This window comes from Streptomyces sp. NBC_00316 (assembly GCF_036158715.1).
Lineage (GTDB): Bacteria > Actinomycetota > Actinomycetes > Streptomycetales > Streptomycetaceae > Streptomyces.
In genome coordinates this window covers 365,684-391,006 of the sequence record NZ_CP108024.1, presented here as the reverse complement: position 1 = coordinate 391,006, position 25,323 = coordinate 365,684, and the positions used below count along the sequence as shown (strand labels likewise).

Annotated in this window: 2 protein-coding genes and 1 pseudogene; all 3 read left to right on the top strand. The window is 73.3% G+C overall.

Annotation, left to right across the window (positions count from 1 at the left end):
* Positions 1-49: 49 nt before the first annotated feature.
* A pseudogene (locus OG878_RS40920) lies at positions 50-10,019 on the top strand (SDR family NAD(P)-dependent oxidoreductase); the annotation flags it as partial.
* A gap of 256 nt (positions 10,020-10,275) precedes the next feature.
* A complete protein-coding gene (locus OG878_RS40915) occupies positions 10,276-25,116 on the top strand; it encodes a type I polyketide synthase (RefSeq protein WP_328891777.1) in 14,841 nt (4,946 codons plus the stop codon).
* Positions 25,113-25,253, top strand: coding sequence for a polyketide synthase docking domain-containing protein (locus tag OG878_RS40910; protein ID WP_328891776.1), 141 nt, complete (start codon positions 25,113-25,115; stop codon positions 25,251-25,253). Before OG878_RS40915 ends, OG878_RS40910 begins: the two co-directional genes overlap by 4 nt.
* Positions 25,254-25,323: the final 70 nt, after the last annotated feature.

Below are 25,323 nucleotides of genomic sequence, written 5' to 3'. Positions count from 1 at the left end.
TAGCGCGGAAGAGCAGGGAGCAGCACGCCACATGGACACCTTGCGACCCATGAAATCCTCCCGTGCCGGCGATCAGCCGGTGGCGATCGTCGGTGTCTCGTGCCGACTGCCCGGCGCGGCCGACCCGGACGCGTTCTGGCGGTTGTTGACCGAGGGGCGGAGCACGGTCGGCCGCGTTCCGGCCCGACGGGAGCCGGCCGGTGGGAGCTGGGGCGCGTTCATCGAGGGAGTCGACCGGTTCGACGCCGGCTTCTTCGGGATCACCCCCCGCGAGGCCGGCGTACTCGACCCCCAGCAGCGGCTGATGCTCGAACTCGCCTGGGAGGCGTTCGAGGACGCCCGGATCGTCGCCGGCGAGCTGTCCGGCAGCGCGACAGGGGTGTTCATCGGCGCGATGCGCGACGACTACGCCCTGTTGGCCGGCGACGCCGGGCGCGCCGCGCTCAATCACCATGCGATGGCCGGTCTCAGCCGCGGCGTCATCGCCAACCGGGTCTCGCACGTCATCGGACTGCGCGGGCCCAGCCTCGTCATCGACACCGGCCAGGCGTCGTCGCTGGTCGCCGTGCACACCGCCATGGAGAGCCTGCGGCGCGGCGAGAGCACCCTCGCCCTCGCGGGCGGTGTGAACCTCAATCTCGCCGCCGGGACCGGTGTCCTCGCCGAGGAGTTCGGGGGCCTGTCCCCGGACGGCCTCTGCTACACGTTCGACCACCGGGCCAACGGCTTCGTACGGGGCGAGGGCGGGGTCGCCCTCGTCCTACGGCTGCTCCCGGACGCGATCGCCGCGGGCGACCGCGTCTACGGCGTGATCCACGGCGGCGCCGTCAACAACGACGGCGCCGCGGAGCAGTTGACCACCCCCAGCCGTGATGCCCAGGCCGAGGTGCTGCGACAGGCGTACGCGTCGGCCGGGGTCGCGCCGGAGTCCGTGCAGTACGTCGAACTGCACGGCACGGGCACCCCGGTGGGCGACCCGGTCGAGGCGGCGGCCCTCGGCGCGGTGCTCGGCAGCGCCCGCGACACGACACGCCCGCTGCTGGTCGGTTCGGTCAAGACGAACCTGGGGCACCTGGAGGCCGCGGCCGGAGCGGCCGGCCTGCTCAAGACCGTGCTGGCCCTGTCGCACGGCCACATCCCCGCAAGCCTCAACTTCGAGGAGCCCAACCCCGACATTCCGCTGGCCGAACTGAACTTGCGGGTCGTCGGCGACCCCACCGAGTGGCCCGACGTCGACCGCCCCCGGATCGCCGGGGTCAGCTCCTTCGGAATGGGCGGCACCAACTGCCACCTGGTCCTCTCGCAGGCCCCGGCGCCGGCGTCCGCCTCCCCGGCCACGCCCCCGGTGATGCCCGCGGTGGTGCCCTGGGTGCTGTCCGGCCGCGGCGCCGCCGCGCTGCGCGGGCAGGCCACGGCGCTGCGCTCGGCGGTGGGCGGAGCCGGCGCGCGCGAGGTGGGCTGGTCGCTGGCGACGACCCGGACCTGGTTCGAGCACCGTGCCGTGGTGGTGGGCGGCGACACCGGCGAACTGGACGCCGGTCTTGAGGCGCTGGCACGCGGCGAGTGGCTGCCGCAGACCGTCTCGGGAGTGGCCGGTGACGGGATGACCGGGTTCGTGTTCTCCGGGCAGGGCGGTCAGCGACTGGGCATGGGCCGGGAGCTGGCGGCAGCCTTCCCGGTCTTCGCAACTGCCCTGGACGAGGTGTGCGCGCACTTCGACGGGTTGCGCGAGGTGATGCTCACCGATGCGGAGGCGTTGAGGTCCACGGGGTGGGCGCAGCCCGCGTTGTTCGCGGTCGAGGTGGCCTTGTTCCGGCTCCTTGAGTCGTGGGGTGTCCACCCCGACTACCTCGTCGGTCACTCGGTGGGTGAACTCGCCGCCGCGCACGTCGCCGGGGTGTTGTCCCTGCCGGATGCGTGCCGGCTGGTGTCGGCGCGTGCCGGGTTGATGCAGGCGCTGCCTGCCGGCGGTGCGATGTGGGCGGTACGGGCAACTCCCGACGAGGTCACCCCGCTGCTGGTCGAGGGTGTGTCGGTGGCGGCGGTGAACGCCCCGGGGCAGGTCGTCCTGTCCGGTACCCGCGAGGCGGTCGAGGCGGTGGCCGCTCGGCTCACCGACCGCCAGGGGCGCTGGCTCGAGGTCAGCCACGCCTTCCACTCGGTGCTGATGGACCCGATGCTGGCCCGGTTCGGTGAGACGGCAGACGGGTTGACGTACGAAAGCCCGCGTATCCCGATCGTCTCCACGTTGACGGGGGCGCCGGTCACCGAGTTCACCGCGTCGTACTGGGTGGACCAAGTGCGCGGCACGGTCCGCTTCGCCGACGCGATCACCCACCTCACGTCCCTCGGCGTCACCCGCTTCCTCGAGCTGGGCCCGGACGCCGGTCTCGTGGCGGCGATCGGTGAGACCCACGAGGGCGCCCTCGCCGTAGCGGCGCTGAACCGCAAGCAGTCCGAACCCGTAACGGCCGTCACGGCTTTGGCCCGTCTGTGGACGGACGGCGTCGACGTCGACTGGGCGGCCCTCTTCCCGGGACCCGTCCCGGCCACCGTGGACCTGCCCACCTACGCCTTCCAGCGGCGGCGCCACTGGTTCGACACCGTGGCCGCGCCGACCGCCGACGAGGAGGTCGTGACCAGCGCCGCGGCCGCACGCCTTGCCGCGGCCCGTTCGCCGGACGAGCGGCGGCTCGTCCTGCTCGACCTGATCCGGGCCCGCGCGGCCGCGGTGCTCGGATACGAGGACGCCGAGGCGATTCCGGCCCGGACACCGTTCAAGGACATCGGGTTCGACTCGCTGTCCCTGGTCCGGCTGCGCGAGCGGATCGGCACCGACCTGGACGTCGACCTGCCGAGCACCCTGCTGTTCGACCATCCCACACCGGAACGGCTGGCCGGGCACCTGCTCACCGTGACCGGCACGGAGGCCGGCGGGCACACCGTCGTGGCCGCCGACCGGCCCGCGTACGACGAACCGATCGCAATCATCGGTATGGGCTGCCGTTTTCCCGGCGGGGTCCGTTCGCCGGAGGAGCTGTGGGAGCTGGTGCGTTCGGGCACGGACGCCATCACACCGCTGCCCACGGACCGCGGCTGGGACCTGCGCCGGCTGGCCGACGCGGACGCACCTGGCGGCACCGCGGCACGCGCGGGCGGATTCCTTCGCGACGCGGCCGACTTCGACGCGGACTTCTTCGGCATCGACGCGCGCGAGGCGCTGGCCATGGACCCGCAGCAGCGCCTGTTGCTCGAGACGTCCTGGGAGGCGCTGGAGCGGGCCGGGATCGATCCCGGCGAACTCGGCGGTACCCGCACCGGCGTCTTCGTCGGCGCGATGCCCCAGGAGTACGGGCCCCGGCTGCACGAGGCGCCCGACGGTCTGGCGGGGCACGCGCTGACCGGCACCACCGGATCCACCTCGTCCGGGCGGATCAGCTACACGCTGGGCCTGGAGGGGCCCGCGATCACGGTGGACACGGCGTGCTCGGGGTCCTTGGTGGCGCTGCATCTGGCCGTGCAGTCGCTGCGCGGCGGCGAGTGCTCGCTGGCGCTGGCCGGGGCGGCGACCGTGATGTCCGGGCCCGGAATCCTCGTCGAGTTCGGCGGGCACGGGCTCGCCGCAGACGGCCGGTGCAAATCCTTCTCGGACACGGCCGACGGCACCGGATGGGCGGAGGGAGTGGGCACTCTCGTCCTGGAGCGGCTGTCCGACGCTCGGCGCAACGGGCACCATGTCCTCGCTGTGGTGGCGGGCACGGCGGTGAACCAGAACGGCACGTCGAACGGGCTGACCGCGCCGAACGGCCCGGCCCAGCAGCGCGTGATCCGGCAGGCGCTGGCGGCCGCGGGGCTGCGGCCGGAGGACGTGGACGCCGTCGAGGCGCACGGCACCGGCACGGTGCTCGGCGACCCGATCGAGGCGCACGCGCTCATCGACGTCTACGGACAGGGCCGTACGCCCGAACGGCCGCTGTGGCTCGGCTCGTTGAAGTCCAACATCGGGCACACCCAGGCCGCCGCGGGCCTCGGCGGTGTGATGAAGATGGTGCTCGCGATGCGGCACGGTCTGCTGCCGCGCACCCTGCACGCGGACACCCCGTCCTCCTACGTCGACTGGTCGGCCGGCGGCGTCAGGCTGCTGGCCGAGCCCGTGCCGTGGACCGCGGGGGACCGGACGCGCAGGGCCGGTGTGTCGGCATTCGGCGTCAGCGGTACGAACGCGCACGTCATCCTCGCCGAGCCGACCGAGCCCGTGGCATTCGAGGGCGACGGCCGGCCCGGTGTCCTGCCGTACGTGCTGTCCGCGCGGACCCCGGCCGCCCTGCGCGAACAGGCCCGCAGGCTGCGCGCGGCGGAGCGCACCGCCCCGGCCGACACGGCGTACACGCTGGCCGTCGGCCGGGCCCGGTTCGCGGAACGTGCCGTCCTGTTCGCCGACGACGCGGCAGACCTCGACCGGGGACTCGCGGCGCTCGCCGAGGGCCGTGAGGCGGCCGGTCTGGTGCGCGGCACGGTGGGGAGCAACAGCCGCGTGGTGTTCGTGTTTCCGGAGCACGGGGGACCCTGGGCGGGCCGGACGGCCCAACTCCTGAACGTCTCGCCCGTGTTCGCGGAACGGCTGGCCCAATGCGATCAGGCGCTGGCCGAGTTCGTGGACTTCTCGGTCGCCGATGCGCTCATGGGCGCCGACGGCGCGCCGTCCGCGGACCGCGCCGACGTGGCGCCCCTCGCGTCCTGGGCGGTCATGATCTGTCTCGCGGAGCTGTGGCAGTCCCAGGGCGTACGGCCCGACGCGGTGGTCGGGTCAGGGTGGGGCGAGGTCGCGGCGGCCTGCGTCCAGGGCGCGCTGAGCCTGCGGGACGGCGCACGGACCGTGGCCCTGGGCGGCCGGGCACCCGAGGCGGAGCCGGCGCGGCCGCCCGCGCCTGCCGGCGAACACTGGAGCCGGCTTCCGCACGGCACCGCACGGTTCGAGGAGACCCTCGCGAACCTGTCCGCGTCCGGCCACCGGATCTTCCTCGAGGCCGGCCCCAACCCGACCCCGGCCGGCACGCTTCCCGACGACGCCGTCGTCATCGGCGCCCCGCACGACCCCGTCTCGTTCCGCCAGTCACTGGCCCGGTTGTATGTGCACGGTGTGGCCGTGAACTGGGCCGAGACGTTCGGGGACCGCGCGGTGCGTCGGGTCGAGCTGCCCACCTATCCGTTCGACCGGCAGCGGTACTGGTGGACGCCGTCCGCCGAGATACCGGCGGGCCGGGCGGAGGACGACCGCCCGGACCCGGCTCCGCGCCAGGAGACCGACTGCAGCCCGGCGCCCGTCGGCGAGTTGCGTGCCCGGCTCGCCGACGTCCCCGAGGACCGGCAGCACGACCTGGTCCTGGGCTTCGTCCGGGAGCACACCGCGCATCTGCTCGGCTGGGCGGAGCCGCAGGACATCGCCGCCGACCGCACCTTCAAGGACCTGGGCCTGTCGTCGCTCACCGCCGTCGAACTGCGCGGCCGGCTCGCCAGGGCCACCGGGGCAGCGCTGCCTCTCACGGTCGTCTTCGACCACCCCACTCCGGCGCTGCTCGCCGAGCACCTGTTGCGGGTGGCGCACGGCAGGCCCGCGGCGCCCGCCGCACCCGAGCCGGTCCGCACGGCTACCGACGAACCGCTCGCCATCGTCGGCATGGCGTGCCGCCTGCCCGGCGACGTCGACGGCCCGGACGCACTGTGGCAGCTCCTCATGACCGGTGGCGACGCTGTCGGCCCGCTCCCCTCCGACCGGGGCTGGGACGTCGACGCGCTGTACGACCCCGACCCGGACCGGCCCGGCACCAGCTACGTGCGGGCCGGCGGATTCCTGGGCACGGCCGCCGAGTTCGACCACGAGTTCTTCGGCATCTCCGCCCGTGAGGCGCTGGCCATGGACCCGCAGCAGCGGCTGCTGATGCAGACCGCCTGGGCGGCGTTCGAGAACGCCGGTCTGCTGCCGGACGACCTCAAGGGCAGCGACACCGGCGTGTTCGCGGGCGTGATGCCACCGGACTACGGCAGGCCGGACAGCGTGCCGGACGAGCTGGTGGGCTACCAGGTCACCGGCGGCGCGCCGAGCGTCGCCTCCGGGCGGCTCGCCTACCACTTCGGCTTCACCGGGCCCGCCGTCAGCATCGACACGGCCTGCTCCGGCTCCCTGGTCGCCCTGCACATCGCCGCCCAGTCCCTGGCCTCGGGCGAGTGCGAACTCGCCCTGGTCGCCGGGGTGTCGGTGACCTCCACGCCCACGTCGCTGATCAGCTTCAGCCGGCTGCGCGCGCTGTCAGCCGACGGCCGCTGCCGCGCGTTCGCCGAGGACGCGGACGGCTTCGGCATGGCCGAGGGCGTCGGCGTCCTCCTGGTGGAGCGGCTCTCCGCGGCGCGCCGCAACGGGCACCGGGTGCTGGCGCTGGTACGCGGCAGCGCGATCAACCAGGACGGCGCGTCGAACGGTCTGACCGCGCCCAACGGCCTGTCCCAGCAGCGGGTGATCCGCCAGGCGCTGGGCCGGGCCGGCCTCGGCCCCGCCGACGTGGACGCCGTGGAGGCGCACGGCACCGGCACCCGGCTCGGCGATCCGATAGAGGCGCAGGCGCTCATGGCGACGTACGGCGACGGCCGGCCGGCCGAGCGGCCGCTGTGGCTCGGCTCGGTCAAGTCCAACGTGGGGCACACCCAGGCGGCGGCCGGCGTCGTCGGAGTGATCAAGATGGTGCAGGCGCTGCGGCACGGCACCCTGCCGAGCACCCTGCACGTGACCGAACCCACCTCGCGGGTGGACTGGGAGTCGGGCGGTGTCCGCCTGCTCGCCGAGTCCCGGCCCTGGCCGGACACGGACCGGCCACGCCGGGCCGGTGTCTCCGCGTTCGGCATCAGCGGCACGAACGCGCACGTGATCCTGGAGCAGGCCCCGGAGGCGGAGCCGCTGCCGGAGCCCGTGGCGCAACCGGCCGCGGGCGGTCCGTCCGTCGTGCCGTGGCTGCTGTCGGCCCGCGACGGGCAGGTCCTGCGCGACCAGGCCGCGGCGTTGGGCGCGTGGGCCGACGGTGGCGCCGAACCGGCGTCGGTGGGACGGGAGCTGGCGACGGCACGGACCTGGTTCGAGCACCGGGCCGTGGTTGTGGGCGGGCACGACGAGGGGCTGCGGGCGCTGGCGGCCGGTGAGCCGTGCGCGCATGTGGTTTCGGGTGTTGCGGGGCCGCTGGGGCGGACCGTGTTCGTCTTCCCTGGGCAGGGTGCGCAGTGGGTCGGCATGGGTGCCGGTCTGCTGGAGAGCTCCGAGGTGTTCGCACGGGCCGTCGCTCAGTGCGAGGAGGCGCTGTCGGCGTACGTCGACTGGTCGTTGACCGATGTGCTGCGGGGCGCAGAGGGGGCCGCGTCGCTCGAGAGGGTGGACGTGGTGCAGCCCGCGTCGTTCGCGGTGATGGTCGCGCTGGCCGCTGTATGGCGCTCGTACGGGATAGAACCAGCCGCCGTGGTCGGGCACTCGCAGGGCGAGATCGCCGCCGCCTGCGTCGCCGGAGCACTGTCGCTGCAGGACGCGGCGCGGGTGGTGTGTCTGCGCAGCAAGGCGCTGACCGCGCTGGCAGGACGTGGTGCCATGGCCATCGTCGCGGTGCCCGAGGAACAGGCCGACGACCTCGTGTCCCGCTTCGAAGGGCGACTGTCCGTCGCCGCCGTGAACGGGCCAGGCATGGTGGTGCTCTCCGGAGACCCCGCGGCCCTCGAGGACGTGAGCCGCGACTGCCGGGAACGCGGTCTGCGCCTGCGGACGATCCCCGTCGACTACGCCTCGCACTCCGCGCACGTCGAGGAGATCCTCGACGAACTGGGCGAGCTGCTCGCCCCCGTCCGGCCCCGCACGCCGCAGGTGCCGTTCTTCTCCACCGTCACCGCCGACTGGATCGACTCCCCGGCGCTCGACGCCGCCTACTGGGGCACGAACCTGCGCCGCCCCGTGCGTTTCGCCGAAGCGGTGCGCGCGCTCGCCGGGCAGGGCCACGGACTCTTCGTCGAGTGCAGCCCGCACCCGGTGCTGCTCGCCGCGACCGAAGAGACTCTCGCCGAGCACGGCGACGCCTGCGCCGTGGGCTCGCTGCGCCGGAACGACGGCGGGCCCGACCGCCTGCTCCTCTCGCTCGCCGAGGCGTGGGTGCGCGGCGCCCCCGTCGACTTCGGCCCGGCGTTCCCCGGCGGGTCCGCCCGGCCCGGGGTCGACCTGCCCACCTACCCGTTCCGGCGCCGCCGCCACTGGCTCGAAGCACCCGCCCAGGCCGCCGCGCGCCAGGAGGCCGCCGTCATCGACAGCTGGCGGTACCGCGTCGACTGGACCCCCGTGCCGGGCACCGGGGAGCCGACGCTCACCGGCGACTGGCTGGTGCTCACCCCGACGAGCCCGCTGCGGGACGACCTCGTCGAGACGGTGCTGACGGGCCTCGCCCGTCACGGCGCCATTCCCCACGCCATCGGCGTGGACGACCTGGCGCGCGAGGGCGCCGCGCTGCCGGACCGGATCGACGGCATCCTGTCGCTGGCCGCCCTCGACGAGCGGCCGTGCGACGACGAGCCCGTGGTCACCGCCGGCCTTGCCGACACCGTCGCCGCGGTGCGGGCCTTGGCCGAGTGTGCTCCGGACGCCCCGCTGTGGCTGGCCACTTCGGGCGCGGTCGGCACCGCACCCGACGACCCGGTCCGCGCTCCCCTCCAGGCGCAGGTGTGGGGCCTGGGCGTGGTGCTCGGGCTGGAGGAGGCCGACCGCGCCTGCGGCCTCGTGGACCTGCCGGACGAACCGGGCGAGGACTGCCTCGTGCGCCTTGCGACGGTTCTGTCCGGGGTCACCGGCGAGCATGAGGTGGCCGTACGCGACAACGCCGTGTTCGCCCGCAGACTCGTCAAGGCCCCCGCGCCGGAGGCCGAGCCGTGGCGGCCGCGCGACACCGTGCTGATCACCGGCGGCACCGGCGTCCTGGGCGCCCATGTGGCGCGCTGGGCCGCCCAGCACGGAGCGGCCCACCTGATCCTGACCAGCCGCCTCGGCCCGGACGCGCCGGGCACGGCGGAGCTGAGCGCCGAACTGACCGCGCTCGGCGCGCGGGTGACGGTCGCGGCCTGCGACGTCGCCGACGCGGACCAGGTCGCCGCCGTCCTCGCGACGATCGATGACGAACGGCCGCTGACCGCCGTCGTGCACGCCGCCGGGGTCACCCACCCGGAGATCCCGGTCGGCGGCCTGTCCACCGCCGAACTCGCCCGGGTGCTGCGGGCAAAGGTCGAAGGCGCCCGCAACCTGGACGCCCTCACCGCGGACCTGGACCTGGACGCCTTCGTCCTGTTCTCGTCCGGAGCCGGCATCTGGGGCGACGCGGGCAAGGCCGGATACGCCGCCGCCAACGCCTACCTGGACGCGTTCGCCGCCGAGCGGCGCGCCCGCGGCGCGGTGGCCACGTCCATCGCCTGGGGCGCCTGGGACGGCGGCATGGCCGAGGGAGATGCCGCCGACCTGTTCACGCAGCGCGGCGTACACCTCATGCTGCCCGAGCGGGCGGTCCGCGCGCTCGCCCGCGCGGTGGGACAGGGCGACACCACCGTCGCTGTCGCCGACTTCGACCTGGCCCGCTTCCTGCCGCTGTACACGATGACGCGGGACCGCCGCCTCGTCGCCGAACTCACTACGGCACAGCAGGCCGCGTCGCCGGTGCCGGGCCTGCACGCGAACGGCGTCGAGCCCGCGCCGGAGCCGCCCACGTCCCTCGCGGACCGGCTCGCCGGGCTGCCCGCCGAGGAGCGGGAGAGCGCCTTGACGGACCTGGTCAGGGGCGAGGCCGCCGTAGTGCTCAAGGCCGACGGGCCGGAGGGCGTGCGGCCGCGCTCGACCTTCAAGGAGCTCGGCTTCGACTCCCTCACGGCGCTCGAGTTCCGCAACCGGCTGGCCGTCGCGACCGGACTCAAGCTGCCCGCGTCCCTCATCTTCGACCACCCCACTCCGGCCGCGCTCGTTCGGCATTTGAGCGACGAGCTGTTCGGTGGGGCCGACGACGTACTGGCCGAACTGGACCGCATGGAAGCCCGGCTGTCCGCCCTGCCGGACGAGGAGCGCGACCGCCTCGGCCTGACCGACCGACTGCGTGCCCTGCTGCGCCGGGTGGAACCGGCCGCCGACCACACCACTGCCGGCGCACAGGGCGACGACGACCTGACGGCGGCTTCGAACGACGAGATCTTCGACCTGATCGACCGGGAGTTGGGTATCAGATGAGCGGTGACGCGACCGAACAGCGGCTGCGGGAGTACCTGAACCGACTCACTGCAGAGCTGCGGACCACCCGTAAGAGGGTCCGGGAGCTGGAGGACAAGCGGACCGAGCCCATCGCGATCGTCGCGATGAGCTGCCGCTTTCCCGGCGGCGCTGACACCCCCGAGAAGTACTGGGAGCTGATCGAGGCCGCCGCCGACGTCGTCGGCGAGATGCCCGACGACCGCGGCTGGGACCTGGACCGCCTGTACCACCCCGACCCCGACCACTCCGGCACCAGCTACACCCGGCGCGGGGCGTTCCTGGCCCGTGCCGCCGAGTTCGACGCCGGGTTCTTCGGGATCTCGCCGCGTGAGGCGCTCGCCATGGACCCGCAGCAGCGGCTGCTGCTGGAGACGTCGTGGGAGGCGATCGAGCGGGCCGGGATAGACCCTGAGAGCCTGACCGGCGAACGCGCAGGCGTGTTCGTCGGTGCGAGCAACGCGGGCTACGGCGCCGGCGTACGGGCGGTGCCCGAGGGCGTCGAGGGCCATCTGCTGACCGGCAGCCACGACTCCGTGATGTCCGGGCGGATCGCCTACACCCTGGGCCTGGAGGGGCCCGCCGTCACCATCGACACGGGGTGCTCTTCGGCGCTGGTGGCCCTGCACCTGGCGATCCAGGCGCTGCGCGATGACGACTGCTCCCTCGCGCTGGCCGGCGCCGCCGCCGTGATGGGCCATCCGCTCAATTTCACCGAGTTCAGCAGGCAGTCCGGGCTCGCCGTGGACGGCCGGGTCAAGGCCTTCTCCGACGACGCCGACGGGACCGGCTGGGGCGAGGGCGTCGGCGTTCTGCTCCTGGAGCGCCTGTCGGACGCACAGCGTAACGGGCATCAGATCCTGGCGGTGCTCCGCGGCTCCGCTGTGAACCAGGACGGCGCGTCCAACGGCATGACCGCACCCAGCGGTCCGGCCCAGCAGCGGGTGATCCGGCAGGCGCTGGCGAATGCGGGTGTGGCGGCGGCCGGGGTCGACGTGGTGGAGGCGCACGGCACGGGCACCACGCTGGGCGACCCGATCGAGGCGCAGGCCCTGCTGGCGACGTATGGCCAGAACCGGCCCGAGGACCGTCCGTTGTGGCTGGGGTCGGTGAAGTCGAACATCGGCCACACCCAAGCCGCGGCCGGTGTGGCGGGTGTGATCAAGATGGTGCTGGCGATGCGGCACGGCGTGATGCCGAAGTCGCTGCATGTGGGTGTGCCGTCGTCGCATGTGGACTGGTCGGCGGGTGCGGTGGAGTTGCTGTCGGAGGCGCGGGAGTGGCCTCGGGGGGAGGATCGTCCGCGGCGGGCGGGTGTGTCGGCGTTCGGGATCAGCGGGACGAACGCGCACGTGATCCTGGAAGAGGCGCCGGAGCCACCGCCTGTCGAGGAGCAGACCGCGATCGAATCGTCGTCGGTGGTTCCGTGGTTGTTGTCGGCGCGGAGTGCCGGGGCGTTGCGGGGTCAGGCGGTGGCGTTGGGCGCACTGGCGGCCGGGGACGGGTTGGATCCGGTGTCGGTGGGTTGGTCGCTGGCGTCGACGCGGGCGCGGTTCGAGCACCGGGCTGTGGTGCTGGGTGGTGGGTTCGCTCCGGGTCTGGGTGCGTTGGCAAGTGGTGAGCCGTCGGCCCGTGTGGTGTCGGGGATTTCTGGTCCGGTGGGGCGGTCGGTGTTCGTGTTCCCGGGTCAGGGGGCGCAGTGGGCGGCGATGGGTGCCCGGCTCCTGGAGGAGTCGCCGGTGTTCGCGGGTGTGGTCGCGGAGTGTGAGGCCGCGATGGTGGGCCTGGTGGACTGGTCGGTCACCGATGTACTGCGCGGGGCGCCGGGTGCGCCGTCGCTGGAGCGGGTGGACGTGGTGCAGCCCGCGTCGTTCGTGGTGATGGTGGCGTTGGCGGCAGTGTGGCGTTCGTATGGTGTGGTGCCGGCGGCGGTGGTGGGGCATTCGCAGGGTGAGATCGCTGCCGCCTATGTGGCGGGGGTCCTCACGTTGGAGGATGCGCTGCGGGTGGTGTGTCTGCGCAGCAAGGCGATTGCGGAGCTGGCCAGTGGGGCGGGCACGATGGCCTCGGTTGGTGCCGGTGTTGCCCGGGTGGAGGAGATTCTCGCTCCGTGGGGTGAGCGCGTATCAGTCGCGGCGGTCAACGGCCCGTCCCAGGTGGTCATCTCCGGCGAGGTGGCCGGGGTCGAGGAAGTGGTCGCGGCATGCCTTGAGTTGGGGTTGCGTGCGCGGCGGATCGCGGTGGATTACGCCTCGCACTCGGCTGCGATGGATGTGCTCGAGGCCGAGCTTGCGGAGAGTCTGGCGGGTATTGCTCCGCGTGCCGGCAGGGTTCCGTTGCTGTCGACGGTGACGGGTGAGTTCGTCGACGGTTCGGTGATGGATGGCGGGTACTGGTTTACGAATCTGCGTTCGCGGGTGCGGTTCGCGGAGGCGGTCGAGAAGCTGGCGGCCGACGGTTATGGCGTGTTTGTCGAGGTCTCCTCGCACCCGGTGCTCTCCGCCGCGGTTGAGGAGATGGCCGACGAGAGTGTGGTCACCGGATCCGTCCGCCGTGACGACGGCGGTCTGGACCGGTTCCTGGCCAGTGTGGCCGAGTTGTGGGTGTGCGGCGTCGAGGTCGACTGGACGGCCGCCTTCCCGGACGTGCCTCCGGCACCGGTCGATCTGCCGACGTATGCCTTCCAACGCAACCACTACTGGCTGCAGGAGCAGGCAGGCCTCGGCGAGAGCGCGCAGGACCCGGTCGACGCCGAGTTCTGGGCAGCCGTTCGCGGGGGCGACATCAGTGCGCTCGCCGACGAGATCGGCCTCGCGGAGGACGCGCCGTTGAGCGCTGTACTGCCCGCGCTCGAGGGGTGGCGCGAGCGTCGGGCCGCCCATTCGGTGCTGGACACGTGGCGCTACAACATCGAATGGCTGCCGCGCACGTCTCGCACCGATGCGCGGTTGTCCGGCAGTTGGGTCGTGGTGAGCTCGGCGGCCCAGCAGGGCGGTGACACCGTCGCGCTGGTCGCCGACGGTCTCCGCGAGCGTGGCGCCGAGGTCACACACGTGGTGCTCGACGCCGGGCACGACCGGTGTCAGGTCGGGGAAACGCTGGCCGCGCATGCAGGTGCGGCCGGTGTGCTGTCGCTGCTCGCGCTGAACGAGCAGGCGCACCCCGAGCGTCCCGGGCTGACCACAGGGCTCGCGCTGAACCTCCTGGTGATGCAGGCCGTGGTGGAGCGGGAGGAGCCGGTTCCGCTGTGGCTGTGCACCCGGGACGCGGTCTCGGCGGGCCGTGCGGACCGCGTGAGTCGCCCGGAGCAGAGCAGCACATGGGGCCTGGGCCTGGTCTTCGGCCTGGAACATCCGCAGTCGTGGGGCGGCGTGATCGACCTGCCGGAGGAGCTGACGGCCCGCGACGTCGGCCTGCTGACCGACGCCCTGAGCGCCGGCGACCACGAGGACCAGGTTGCGATCCGCTCCGGTGAGGTGCTCCTGCGCCGACTGCGGCGCGATCCGCGGCGGGATGCTTCCGGACCGTCCTTCCGGACGAGTGGCGCGGCCCTGATCACCGGCGGCACCGGCGGCCTTGCCGCACACACGGCGCGCTGGCTCGCGACATGCGGCGTGGAGCATCTCGTACTCGTTTCCCGGAGCGGCCCTGACGCGCCCGGCGCAGGTGAACTCGCCGACGAAATAAGGGCATTGGGCCCCCGGGTGACAGTTGCTGCAGTCGATGTCTGTGACTACGCGGCGCTGGCGAGGCTCGTCGAGGAAGTGGAAGCCGACGGGGCGTCGCCGATCAGGACCGTGGTGCACTGTGCGGGGGTGAGCCGGTTCGCCTCGCTCCAGCAGATGGAACTCGCGGAGTTCGAGGACGGCGCGGCGGCCAAGCTGGTCGGCACGGCCAACCTCGACCGGCTCTTCGACCGCGACGACCTGGACGCGTTCCTGCTCTACTCGTCCGTGGCCGGGCTGTGGGGCGCGGGCGACCACGGCTCGTACTCGGCGGGCAACGCCTATCTCGATTCGGTCACCCGGAACCGGCGGGCCCGTGGCCGCACCGGGACGACGATCTACTGGGGTCTGTGGTCCGCCGACGACGGCATGGGCGAGGCCGCGGCCGAGTCCAGCTCCCTGAACTGGTACGGCATGCGCTTCATGGATCCGCGGACCGCGATGGCCGGACTGCGGCAGGCGATGGCCGACGACGAGGAGTTCATCGTCATCGGTGACGTCGACTGGGCGGACTTCAGCCGCGTCTTCACCGCCGCGCGCCGACGCCCGCTGCTCGACGAGATCCCCGAGGTCAGGGCCGCCCTGGCGGAAGGCGAAGCGTCGGCGGCCGAGGAGAATCCGCTGCTGGAGCGGCTACGTCCGCTGGCCGCCGACGAGCAAGAGATCCTCCTGCGCGATCTGGTGCGCACACACGTCTCGCATGTGCTCGGGCACACCGCCTCGGATGCTCTGGAGAACGCACGGTCGTTCCGTGACCTCGGCTTCGACTCGCTGCTCGCGGTCGAGCTGCGCAACTCGCTGCGCGCCGCCACCGGTCTGAAGCTTCCCACCACCCTCGTCTTCGACCACCCCGACGTCGACCGTCTCGTACGGCATCTGCACACGGCTCTGCTCGGCGAAGGCGAAGGGGAACGGACGGACGCCGGGGCGTCGCCCGCCGCGACCGTCGTCCCCATGGCCGACGACGACGCGATCGCGATCATCGGAATGGGGTGCCGTCTCCCGGGCGGGATCAGCGGGCCGGACGACCTGTGGAGGCTGCTCGCGGACGGCGGCGACGCCGTCACCGCCTTCCCCGGCGACCGGGGGTGGGACCTCGCGGAGCTCTACAGCCCGGACCCGGACGAAGCGGGACGCACGTACGTCCGTTCCGGCGGATTCGTCCGGGACGCGGGCCACTTCGACGCCGGGTTCTTCGGGATCTCGCCGCGTGAGGCGCTCGCCATGGACCCGCAGCAGCGGCTGCTGCTGGAGACGTCGTGGGAGGCGATCGAGCACGGCCGGATCGACCCGCACAGCCTGCGCGGCAGCGCCTGCGGGGTATTCCTCGGCGTCGGAGACGACGGTTACGGCGCGAAACTGCAGCAGGTTCCGGACGGGGTGGAAGGACACCTGATCACCGGGACGGTCACCAACATCGCCTCGGGGCGCATCTCGTACACGCTGGGCCTCGAGGGCCCCGCGGTCAGCGTGGACACCGGATGCTCCTCGGCCCTGGTGGCCCTGCATCTGGCCGCGCAGTCGCTGCGGTCGGGCGAGTGCTCGCTCGCGCTCACCGGAGGCGCCACGATCGCCGCGGAGCCTACGGGTTTCGTCGGCTTCAGCCGGCAGCGTGCCCTCGCGGAGGACGGCCGGAGCAAGGCGTTCTCCGACGACGCCGACGGCATGGGCCTCGCGGAGGGCATCGGCGTCCTGCTCCTGGAGCGCCTCTCGGACGCCCGGCGCAACGGGCACCACGTACTGGCCGTCATCCGCGGCAGTGCGATGAACCAGGACGGTGCCTCCAACGGCCTCACCGCACCCAGCGGTCCGGCCCAGCAGCGGGTGATCCGGCAGGCGCTGGCGAATGCGGGTGTGGCGGCGGCCGAGGTCGACGTGGTGGAGGCGCACGGCACGGGCACCACGCTGGGCGACCCGATCGAGGCCCAGGCCGTGATCGCCACCTATGGCCAGAACCGGCCCGAGGACCGTCCGTTGTGGCTGGGCTCGATCAAGTCCAACATCGGCCACACCCAGCTCGCGGCAGGTGCCGCGGGTGTCATGAAGCTCGTACTGGCGATGCGGCACGGCGTGATGCCGAAGTCGCTGCATGTGGGTGTGCCGTCGTCGCATGTGGACTGGTCGGCGGGTGCGGTGGAGCTGCTGGCGGAGGCGCGGGAGTGGCCTCGGGGGGAGGATCGTCCGCGGCGGGCGGGTGTGTCGGCGTTCGGGATCAGCGGGACGAACGCGCACGTGATCCTGGAGGAGGCGCCCCCCGAGGAGGCCCGCGAGACGGGGGGTTCGGTTCCGTCGGTGGTTCCGTGGTTGTTGTCGGCGCGGAGTGCCGGGGCGTTGCGGGGGCAGGCGGTGGCGTTGGGCGCACTGGCGGCCGGGGACGGGTTGGATCCGGTGTCGGTGGGTTGGTCGCTGGCGTCGACGCGGGCGCGGTTCGAGCACCGGGCTGTGGTGCTGGGTGGTGAGTTCGCTCCGGGTCTGGGTGCGTTGGCAAGTGGTGAGCCGTCGGGGCATGTGGTGTCGGGGGCTGTGACTCCGGTGGGGCGGTCGGTGTTCGTGTTCCCGGGTCAGGGGGCGCAGTGGGCGGCGATGGGTGCCCGGCTCCTGGAGGAGTCCCCGGTGTTCGCGGGTGTGGTCGCCGAGTGTGAGGCCGCGATGGTGGGGTTGGTGGACTGGTCGGTCACCGATGTACTGCGCGGGGCGCCGGATGCGCCGTCTTTGGAACGCGTCGATGTGGTGCAGCCCGCGTCGTTCGTGGTGATGGTGGCGTTGGCGGCGGTGTGGCGTTCGTATGGTGTGGTGCCGGCGGCGGTGGTGGGGCATTCGCAGGGTGAGATCGCGGCCGCTTATGTGGCGGGGGTCCTCACGTTGGACGATGCGCTGCGGGTGGTGTGTCTGCGCAGCAAGGCGATTGCGGAGCTGGCCAGTGGGGCGGGCACGATGGCCTCGGTCGGTGCCGGTGTTGCCCGGGTGGAGGAGATTCTGGCCGGGTGGGGGGAGCGGGTGTCGGTCGCGGCGGTGAATGGTCCGTCGCAGGTGGTGATTTCCGGTGAGGTTGCTGCGGTTGATGAGGCGGTGGCTCGTTGCCTGGAGTTGGGGTTGCGGGCGCGGCGGATCGCGGTGGATTACGCCTCGCACTCGGCTGCGATGGATGTACTCGAGGCCGAGCTTGCGGAGAGTCTGGCGGGTATTGCTCCGCGTGCCGGCAGGGTTCCGTTGCTGTCGACGGTGACGGGTGAGTTCGTCGACGGTTCGGTGATGGATGGCGGGTACTGGTTTACGAATCTGCGTTCGCGGGTGCGGTTCGCGGAGGCGGTCGAGAAGCTGGCGGCCGACGGTTATGGTGTGTTTGTCGAGGTCTCCTCGCACCCGGTGCTCTCCGCCGCGGTTGAGGAGATGGCCGACGAGAGCATTGTCACCGGATCCGTCCGCCGTGACGACGGCGGTCTGGACCGGTTCCTGGCCAGTGTGGCCGAGTTGTGGGTGTGCGGCGTCGAGGTCGACTGGACGGCCGCCTTCCCGGACGTGCCTCCGGCACCGGTCGATCTGCCGACGTACGCCTTCCAACGCAACCACTACTGGCTGCAGGAGCAGGCAGGCCCCGGCGAGAGCGCGCAGGACCCGGTCGACGCCGAGTTCTGGGCGGCCGTCGAGAGCGAAAACCCTGAGGCGGTCGCGGGAACGCTCGGGGTCGAGGACCCCGCCGCGCTGGAGCCGGTGCTCCCCGTGCTCGCCGACTGGCGACGCCGGCGGCGCCACGACTCCGCACTGGACTCGTGGCGCTACGACATCCAGTGGCAGCCCCTCACCCACGGCGTGACGCCGCGGATCGACGGCTCTCGCTGGCTGCTGCTGGCCCCGGCCGGTGGGCACGCGTGGCAGGAGCGGGCCCGGCAGGCGCTTGCGGCGTCCGGCGCCGACGTGAGCGTGCTCGAGGTCGTGGAGGGCGACCGGGCCGAACTGGCCGCGCGGCTGCGCGACTTCGGAGCGGAGGCCACCGGCGTCCTGTCCCTGCTCGCGCTCGGCGATCGGTCGGACCGCGACGGGGCCGATCCGGAACAGCAGGACCTGGACCGGGCGGTGCTGGTCGTCCAGGCGCTCGGTGACGCCGGGATCATGGCGCCGCTGTGGATCGCCACCCAGGGCGCGGTCGGCGTCGGACGCTCCGACCGGTCGCCCGTGCCGGAGCAGGCCCTGCTGTGGGGGCTGGGCAGGATCGCCGCTCTGGAGTACCCGCAGCGGTTCGGCGGCCTGGTCGACCTGCCGGCCGACGCGGATGAGCGGGCGGGCGAGCGGCTGGTGTGCGGGCTCGGCGCTCCCGACGGCGAGGACCAGGTGGCGGTGCGGACGGGCGGGCTCTACGTGCGCCGGCTCGCTCGCAAGCGGCTGGCCGGCCACACCCCCGTACGGAACTGGCGCCCTTCCGGCACCGTCCTGGTCACCGGCGGCACGGGCGGCATCGGCGCGGAGGTCGCCGCCTGGCTCGCGGCGAACGGCGCCCGGCACCTGCTGCTTGTCAGCAGGCGCGGCGAACAGGCCCCGGGTGCCGTGGAGTTGGCGCAACGTCTGACCGGGCTCGGCGCCCGCGTCACCGTCGCGGCATGCGACGTGGCGGACCGTACGGCGCTGCAGGAACTGCTCGACGGCATCGACCCCGAGTACCCGCTGACCGCGGTCGTGCACGCGGCGGCCGTCCTCGACGACTGCCTGCTCGACGCGCTCGGCCCGGAGCGGGCCAGGACGGTGTTGCGCCCCAAGGTGGTCGCCGCGCACCATCTGCACGAGCTGACCAAGGACCTCGACCTCGACGCGTTCATCCTGTTCTCCTCGCTGGCCGGCACGCTCGGCCTGCCCGGACAAGGCAGTTACGCGGCGGCCAACGCCTACCTGGACGCGCTGGCGTCGGCCCGCCGCGCCGCGGGACTCCCGGCCACGTCACTGGCCTGGGGCGCCTGGGACCGGGTCGGGCTCGCATCCGGTGAGGTGGGCGCGTCGCTGCGTCGCGACGGAGTGGCCGGGATGGCCCCGGAGACGGCGATCTCCGGGCTGCAGCAGGCACTCGACCACGATCTCGGCTACCTCGCCGTCGCCGATGTCGACTGGCGGGTGTTCGGCCCGTCGTGCACGGCGGGCCGCGCCGGGCGGATGCTCGAACAGTTCCCGGAGGCCCGGGAGACGGCGCCGCCGCAGTCCGACGAGCCGCAGGACGGCGGCGGCTTCGCGGCCGGACTCGCGGGGCGTTCCCCGGCCGAGCGGCAGCAGGCGCTCCTCGATCTGGTCCGCAGCCATGCGGCGGCGGTCCTCGGCCTGCCGGGGCCGGACGGGGTCGATGCCGATCGGGCCCTGCGCGACCTGGGCTTCGACTCGCTGACGGCCGTCGAGCTGCGCAACCGGCTCAACACGATCACCGGCCTGCGGCTGCCGGTCACCGTGGTCTTCGACCACAACACCGCGCACCAGCTGTCCCGGCACCTGTTCTCCGAGCTGTTCGGCACGGACGGCCAGAAGACCGCGTCGCCGCGGCTGCCCGTGCGCGAGTCGGCTGCGGCCGCCGGTCAGGGTGGCACGGTGGACGACGACCCGGTGGCGATCGTCTCGATGAGCTGCCGCTTCCCGGGCGGCGTGAGCACGCCGGAGGAGTTCTGGGAGCTGCTGGCCGAGGGCCGCGACGCGGTTTCCGGCTTCCCCACCGACCGCGGCTGGGACCTGGAGGGCAGCTACCACCCGGACCCGGACCACCCGGGCACGCACTACACGCGTGGCGGCGGATTCCTGGACGACGTCGGCGCGTTCGACCCCATGTTCTTCGGCATCTCACCGCGCGTGACACCAGCCATCGACCCGCAGCACCGGCTGCTCCTGGAGACCTCTTGGGAGGCGTTCGAGCGGGCAGGGATCGACCCGGCGACGCTGAAGGGCAGCCCGGTCGCGGTGTTCGTCGGGGCGAACCAGACCGACTACGGACCGCGGGTCGCCGCCTCGGCGGGCGAGTTCGAGGGCCAGCTCGCCACCGGCAGCGCGGCCAGCGTGGCATCGGGCCGGGTCGCATACACCTTCGGGCTCGAGGGCCCCGCCGTCACCGTGGACACCGCCTGCTCGTCCTCGCTGGTCGCCCTGCACCTGGCCGCCCAGTCGGTGCGCTCGGGCGAGTGCGTGATGGCACTCGCGGGCGGCGTGACCCTGCTCTCGACGCTGTACACGTTCATCGAGTTCAGCCGGCAGGGCGCGCTGTCCAGGGATGGCCGGTGCAAGGCGTTCTCCGCCGAGGCCGACGGGGCGGGCTGGGCCGAGGGCGTCGGCATGATCCTCGTGGAGCGGCTCTCGGACGCCCGGCGCAACGGCCACCGCGTGCTTGCCGTCGTCCGCGGCAGTGCGATGAATCAGGACGGGGCCTCCAACGGGCTGACCGCGCCCAACGGACTCGCCCAACAGCGCGTGATCCGTCAGGCGTTGGCCAACGCGGGGCTCGAAGCCGCCGACGTGGACCTGGCGGAGGCGCACGGCACCGGTACCGCGCTCGGCGACCCCATCGAGGCCGAGGCGCTGCTCGCCACCTACGGTCAGGACCGGCCCGCGGACCGGCCGTTGTGGCTGGGCTCGGTGAAGTCGAACATCGGCCACACCCAGGCCGCGTCCGGCATCGCCGGTGTCATCAAGGCCGTACTGGCTATGCGGCACGGCGCCATGCCGCGCACCCTGCACATCGACCGGCCCACCCAGCACGTCGACTGGTCGGCCGGAACCGTGCGGCTCCTCGCCGACGCGCGTGCCTGGCCGGACGACCACGGGCCGCGCCGCGCCGCCGTGTCCTCGTTCGGCATCAGTGGCACGAATGTTCACCTGATCGTCGAAGAGGGCCCGGCGGCCGCACAGGCGCTCCCGTCCGGCGCACCGGCGGCGACGGACGGGGCCGCCCCGGAACTGCTGCCGTGGACACTGTCCGCCCGCACGCCCGCCGCGCTGACCGAACAGGTCCGCAATCTGCTCGGCGCCCTCGACGCGGAGCCCGGCCACGACGCGGCGGCGATCGGCCGCGGCCTGGCGGCGCGCTCCCGCTTCGAACACCGTCTGGTGTGCTGGGGCACCGACCGCGACGCGCTCCGCGACCGGCTCACCGACTGGCTGGACGGACGCACCGACGCACCGTCGGCCGCCGGCACCGCGAGCGGCGGCAGGACCGCGTTCCTGTTCTCGGGGCAGGGCGCCCAACGTCCTGGCATGGGACGCACGTTGTACGAGACGTTCCCGGTCTACGCCGATGCCTTCGACGAGATCTGCGCCCAGGCGGACCTGCACCTGCCCAGGCCGCTGCGTGAGATCGTGTTCGCCGCGCAGGGCAGCCCGGAAGCGGATCTGCTGGACAGCACCGAGTACACCCAGCCGGCGCTGTTCGCCGTCGAGGTCGCGCTGTTCCGGCTCTTCACCTCCTGGGGCGTCACGCCCGACCACCTGATCGGGCACTCCATCGGTGAACTGACCGCCGCTCACCTCGCCGGTGTCTTCACCCTGCCCGACGCATGCCGCCTGGTCGTGGCCCGCGGCCGGCTGATGGGGCAGGTGCCGGCCGGCGGCGCGATGGCCGCCCTCGCCGTCGCCGAGGAGGAGGTGCGGCCGCTGCTCGCGGACCGTACGGACCGGATCGCCGTGGCGGCGGTCAACGGGCCGCGGGCCACCGTGGTCTCCGGCGACACCACCGAAGTCGAACGCGTGGTCGAGCATTTCGCGGGTCTCGGCCGGAAGACTACGTATTTGCGGGTCAGCCATGCGTTTCACTCACCTCACATGGACGCGATGCTGGAGGACTTCGCCGCGATCGTCCGGGACATTCCGATGTCACCGCCGACGATCCCCGTGGTGTCCGACGTCACCGGCGAGACCGCCACGGCCGAGCAGTTGTGCACGGCCGAGTACTGGGTGACGCAGCTGCGCGAGGCCGTCCGGTTCGCCGACGGCATCCGCACCCTCGAGGCAGCGGGCGTGACCCGGTTCCTGGAACTCGGGCCGGACGCCGTGCTCGCCGCGATGGCCGCGGACAGTCGCACGGGCGACACCCCCGGCGTGGTGGCGGCGGCCCTGCGGCGCGGCCGCGAGGAGACCGAGACCGCCGTCGGCGCGCTCACCGAGCTCCATGTACACGGCGGCGCCTGCGACTGGTCGGCCTTCCTGCCGGACGGCCACGAGTTCGTCGACCTGCCCACCTACCCTTTCCAGCGGCAGACCTACTGGCTCGACGCCCCGGCCCCGGCAGGGGACGTACGCGCGGCAGGCATGGACGCCCCCGGGCATCCGCTGCTCGGCGGGACTGTCCAACTCGCCGACGGTGGCGGCGTGTTGCTGACCGCGCTGCTCTCGTCGGACCGGCAGCCCTGGCTGGCCGACCATGTCATCGACGGCACGGTGGTGCTGCCCGGCACCGCGTACCTCGAACTCGCCGTCCGGGCGGGCGACCAGGTCGGCTGCGGCCGGGTCGGCGAACTCACCCTGCACGCACCGCTCGCGCTGCCCGAGCACTCGGCGGCACAGGTGCAGATACGGGTCGGCGCCGCCGACGCCGCCGGGGCCCGCTCCCTGGACGTGTACGCGCGGCCGGACAGCGCAGGTGACGGAGCCGAGTGGCACAAGCACGCGACCGGCACGCTGCTGCCCGACGCGCTGCCCGCCGAGCCGGCCCCCGCCGTGTGGCCGCCCGCGGACGCCGAACCGATCGACCTCGACGGCCTCTACCCGCGCCTCGCGGCGAACGGCAGCGACTACGGCCCGGTGTTCCAGGGCCTCACCGCCGCCTGGCGGCGCGGTCTCGAAGTCTTCGCCGAGGTGGCGCTGCCCGACACCACGGACACGTCCGGCTTCGGACTGCATCCGGCGCTCCTCGACGCCGCGCTGCAGGCGGTGTCGGTGGGCACGATCGGCGACGCCGGCGTGATGCCCTTCTCCTGGCAGAACGTCGTACTGCACACCGCGGGCGCCCGGCAGCTGCGGGTAAGGCTCGCCGACCTCGCCGAGCACACGGTGTCCGTACAGGTCTGGGACCCGGCCGGCACCCCGGTCGCCCACGCCCAGTCGCTGGCGTTCCGCCCGAGGACCGCCGCCGAGCCGCGGCGCCCGCGCGTCGAGTCGCTGCTGCGCACCGAGTGGACACCGGTCCCGGCCGGGACGGTACCCCGGAACGTCACCTGGGCGACGGTCGGCGCCGAAGCCACGCCCGGGACACTGGCCGCGCTCTCCGGCGCCGTCACCCTTCACGACCACCCGACGCTGCACGCCCTGGCCGAGTCCGGGGCGGCCGTCCCCGAGCGCGTCCTCGCTGTCGCCCCGTCCTTCGCGGGCGAACCGGCCGGGGCCGCGAGGTCCGCCGCCCACTGGGCCCTCGAACTGGTCCAGGGCTGGCTCGCCGACGAGCGGTTCGCCGTGTCCAGGCTGGTCCTGGTGACCCGGGGCGCGGTGGCCGCCGACGCCGGCGCGGGACCGGCCGACCTGCCCGCCGCCACCGTCCACGGACTGGTCCGGGCGGCGATCACCGAGAACCCGGGACGGTTCGCGCTCCTCGACGTCGACAGCGACAGCGACGGCGACAGCGGCCCCGGCACCGGCGCGCACGACCCGGCCACGGGCGGCGCGCTGGCCGCCGCGCTCGCCGGAGACGAACCCCAACTGGTGCTGCGCGACGGGACGGTGCGTCTCGCCCGGCTCGCCCGCGTGCCCGCCGAAAGCACGCCCACCGGATGGGACCCGGCCGGCACCACACTGATCACCGGCGGTACCGGCACCCTCGGCCGGCTGCTCGCCCGGCACCTGGTCACCGAGCACGGCGTACGGCACCTGCTGCTGATCAGCCGCAGCGGACCGGCCGCCGCCGGAGCGGGCGAGCTGCGTGCCGAACTCGCCGCGCAAGGTGCCGAGGTGACGATCGAGGCCTGCGACGCGGCGGACCGCACCGCCCTGCAGAAGCTGCTCGACGGCATCCCCGCCGAGCACCCGCTCACCGGGGTCGTGCACGCCGCGGGCGTCGTCGACGACGGAGTGGTCACCGCGCTCACGCCGCAACGGGTCGACGGTGTGCTCGCCCCCAAGGTCGACGCGGCGCTGAACCTGCACGAACTGACTGCGGCCGTCGGGCTCTCCGGCTTCGTCCTGTTCTCCTCGCTGGCCTCGACACTCGGCGGGGCGGGCCAGGCCAGTTACGCCGCCGGGAACGCCTTCCTCGACGCGCTCGCCGGTCACCGCAGGGCCCAGGGACTTTCCGGGCTCTCGCTGTGCTGGGGGCCGTGGGCCGAGCTGAGCACCATGACCGGCAAGCTCGGCGACGCCGACTTCGCGCGGTTCGCCCGCAGCGGCCTCGTACCGATGTCCACCACCGAGGCGCTCGCCCTGTTCGACGCGGCCCGCGGGCGCGCCGAGGCGGTCCTTGTACCGGCCCGGATGACCCTCGGCGCCTTCGAGGACGGGCAGCCGGAGCAGGTGCCCGCGCTGCTGCGCGGCCTGGTGCGCGGCCGGGTCCGCCCGACCGTCGCGGTCGCCGAGGCCCAGGAGACCAGGGCGACCGGGAAGGACGGGGAGACGGAAGCCGCGCCGGCCGACCGGTTCGGTGCGCTGGCGGGCCCCGCGCGCAAGCGGGCCCTGCTCGACCTGGTGCGCCGGGAGGCGGCGGTGGTGCTGGCCTACCCGGGCCCCGAACTCGTCGACGTGGAGGCGGGCTTCCTCGGCATGGGCTTCGACTCGCTCAGCGCCGTCGAACTGCGCAACCGGCTCAGCAAGGAGACCGGCCTCCGCCTGCCGGCGACCGTACTCTTCGACTACCCGGCTCCCGCCGCGCTCGCCGCGCACCTGCACGAGATCCTCCCGTCCGACGGCGAACGCGCCCTGGCCCCGCTCCTGCGCCAGCTGGAGCAGCTGTCCGAGAGCCTCCCCGACCTGGCCGACGACGACGTTCTGCGCGGCCGACTCGAGACCCGACTGCGGGAGGCACTGGCCCAGTTGACCGGATCGGGCGACATCCCCGCCCAGGTACCCGGGGCACTCGCCGAGGACTCCGCCATCGCCGACTTCGACGTAGCGAGCGACGACGAGATCTTCCGATTCCTCGACGAGCTGGACACATGACCGGCGAACGGAGCGCACGTCGTGCCCGGGCGGCCCTGAGCCCTGAGGGGAAGACGATGAACGAGGAGCGGGTACAGGAGTACCTGAAGCGCGCCACCGCTGATCTGCAGCGCACCCGGCAGAAGCTCACCGAATAGGGGGCGCGCGGCTCGGAGCCGATCGCGATGCCGGCATGAGCTGCCGGCTGCCCGGCGGCGTCACCTCCCC

Excerpts from the sequence above, each read along its gene's own strand:
- OG878_RS40915 (WP_328891777.1), top strand. The coding sequence starts at position 10,276 with ATGAGCGGTGACGCGACCGAACAGCGGCTGCGGGAGTACCTGAACCGA.
- OG878_RS40910 (WP_328891776.1), top strand. The coding sequence starts at position 25,113 with ATGACCGGCGAACGGAGCGCACGTCGTGCCCGGGCGGCCCTGAGCCCT.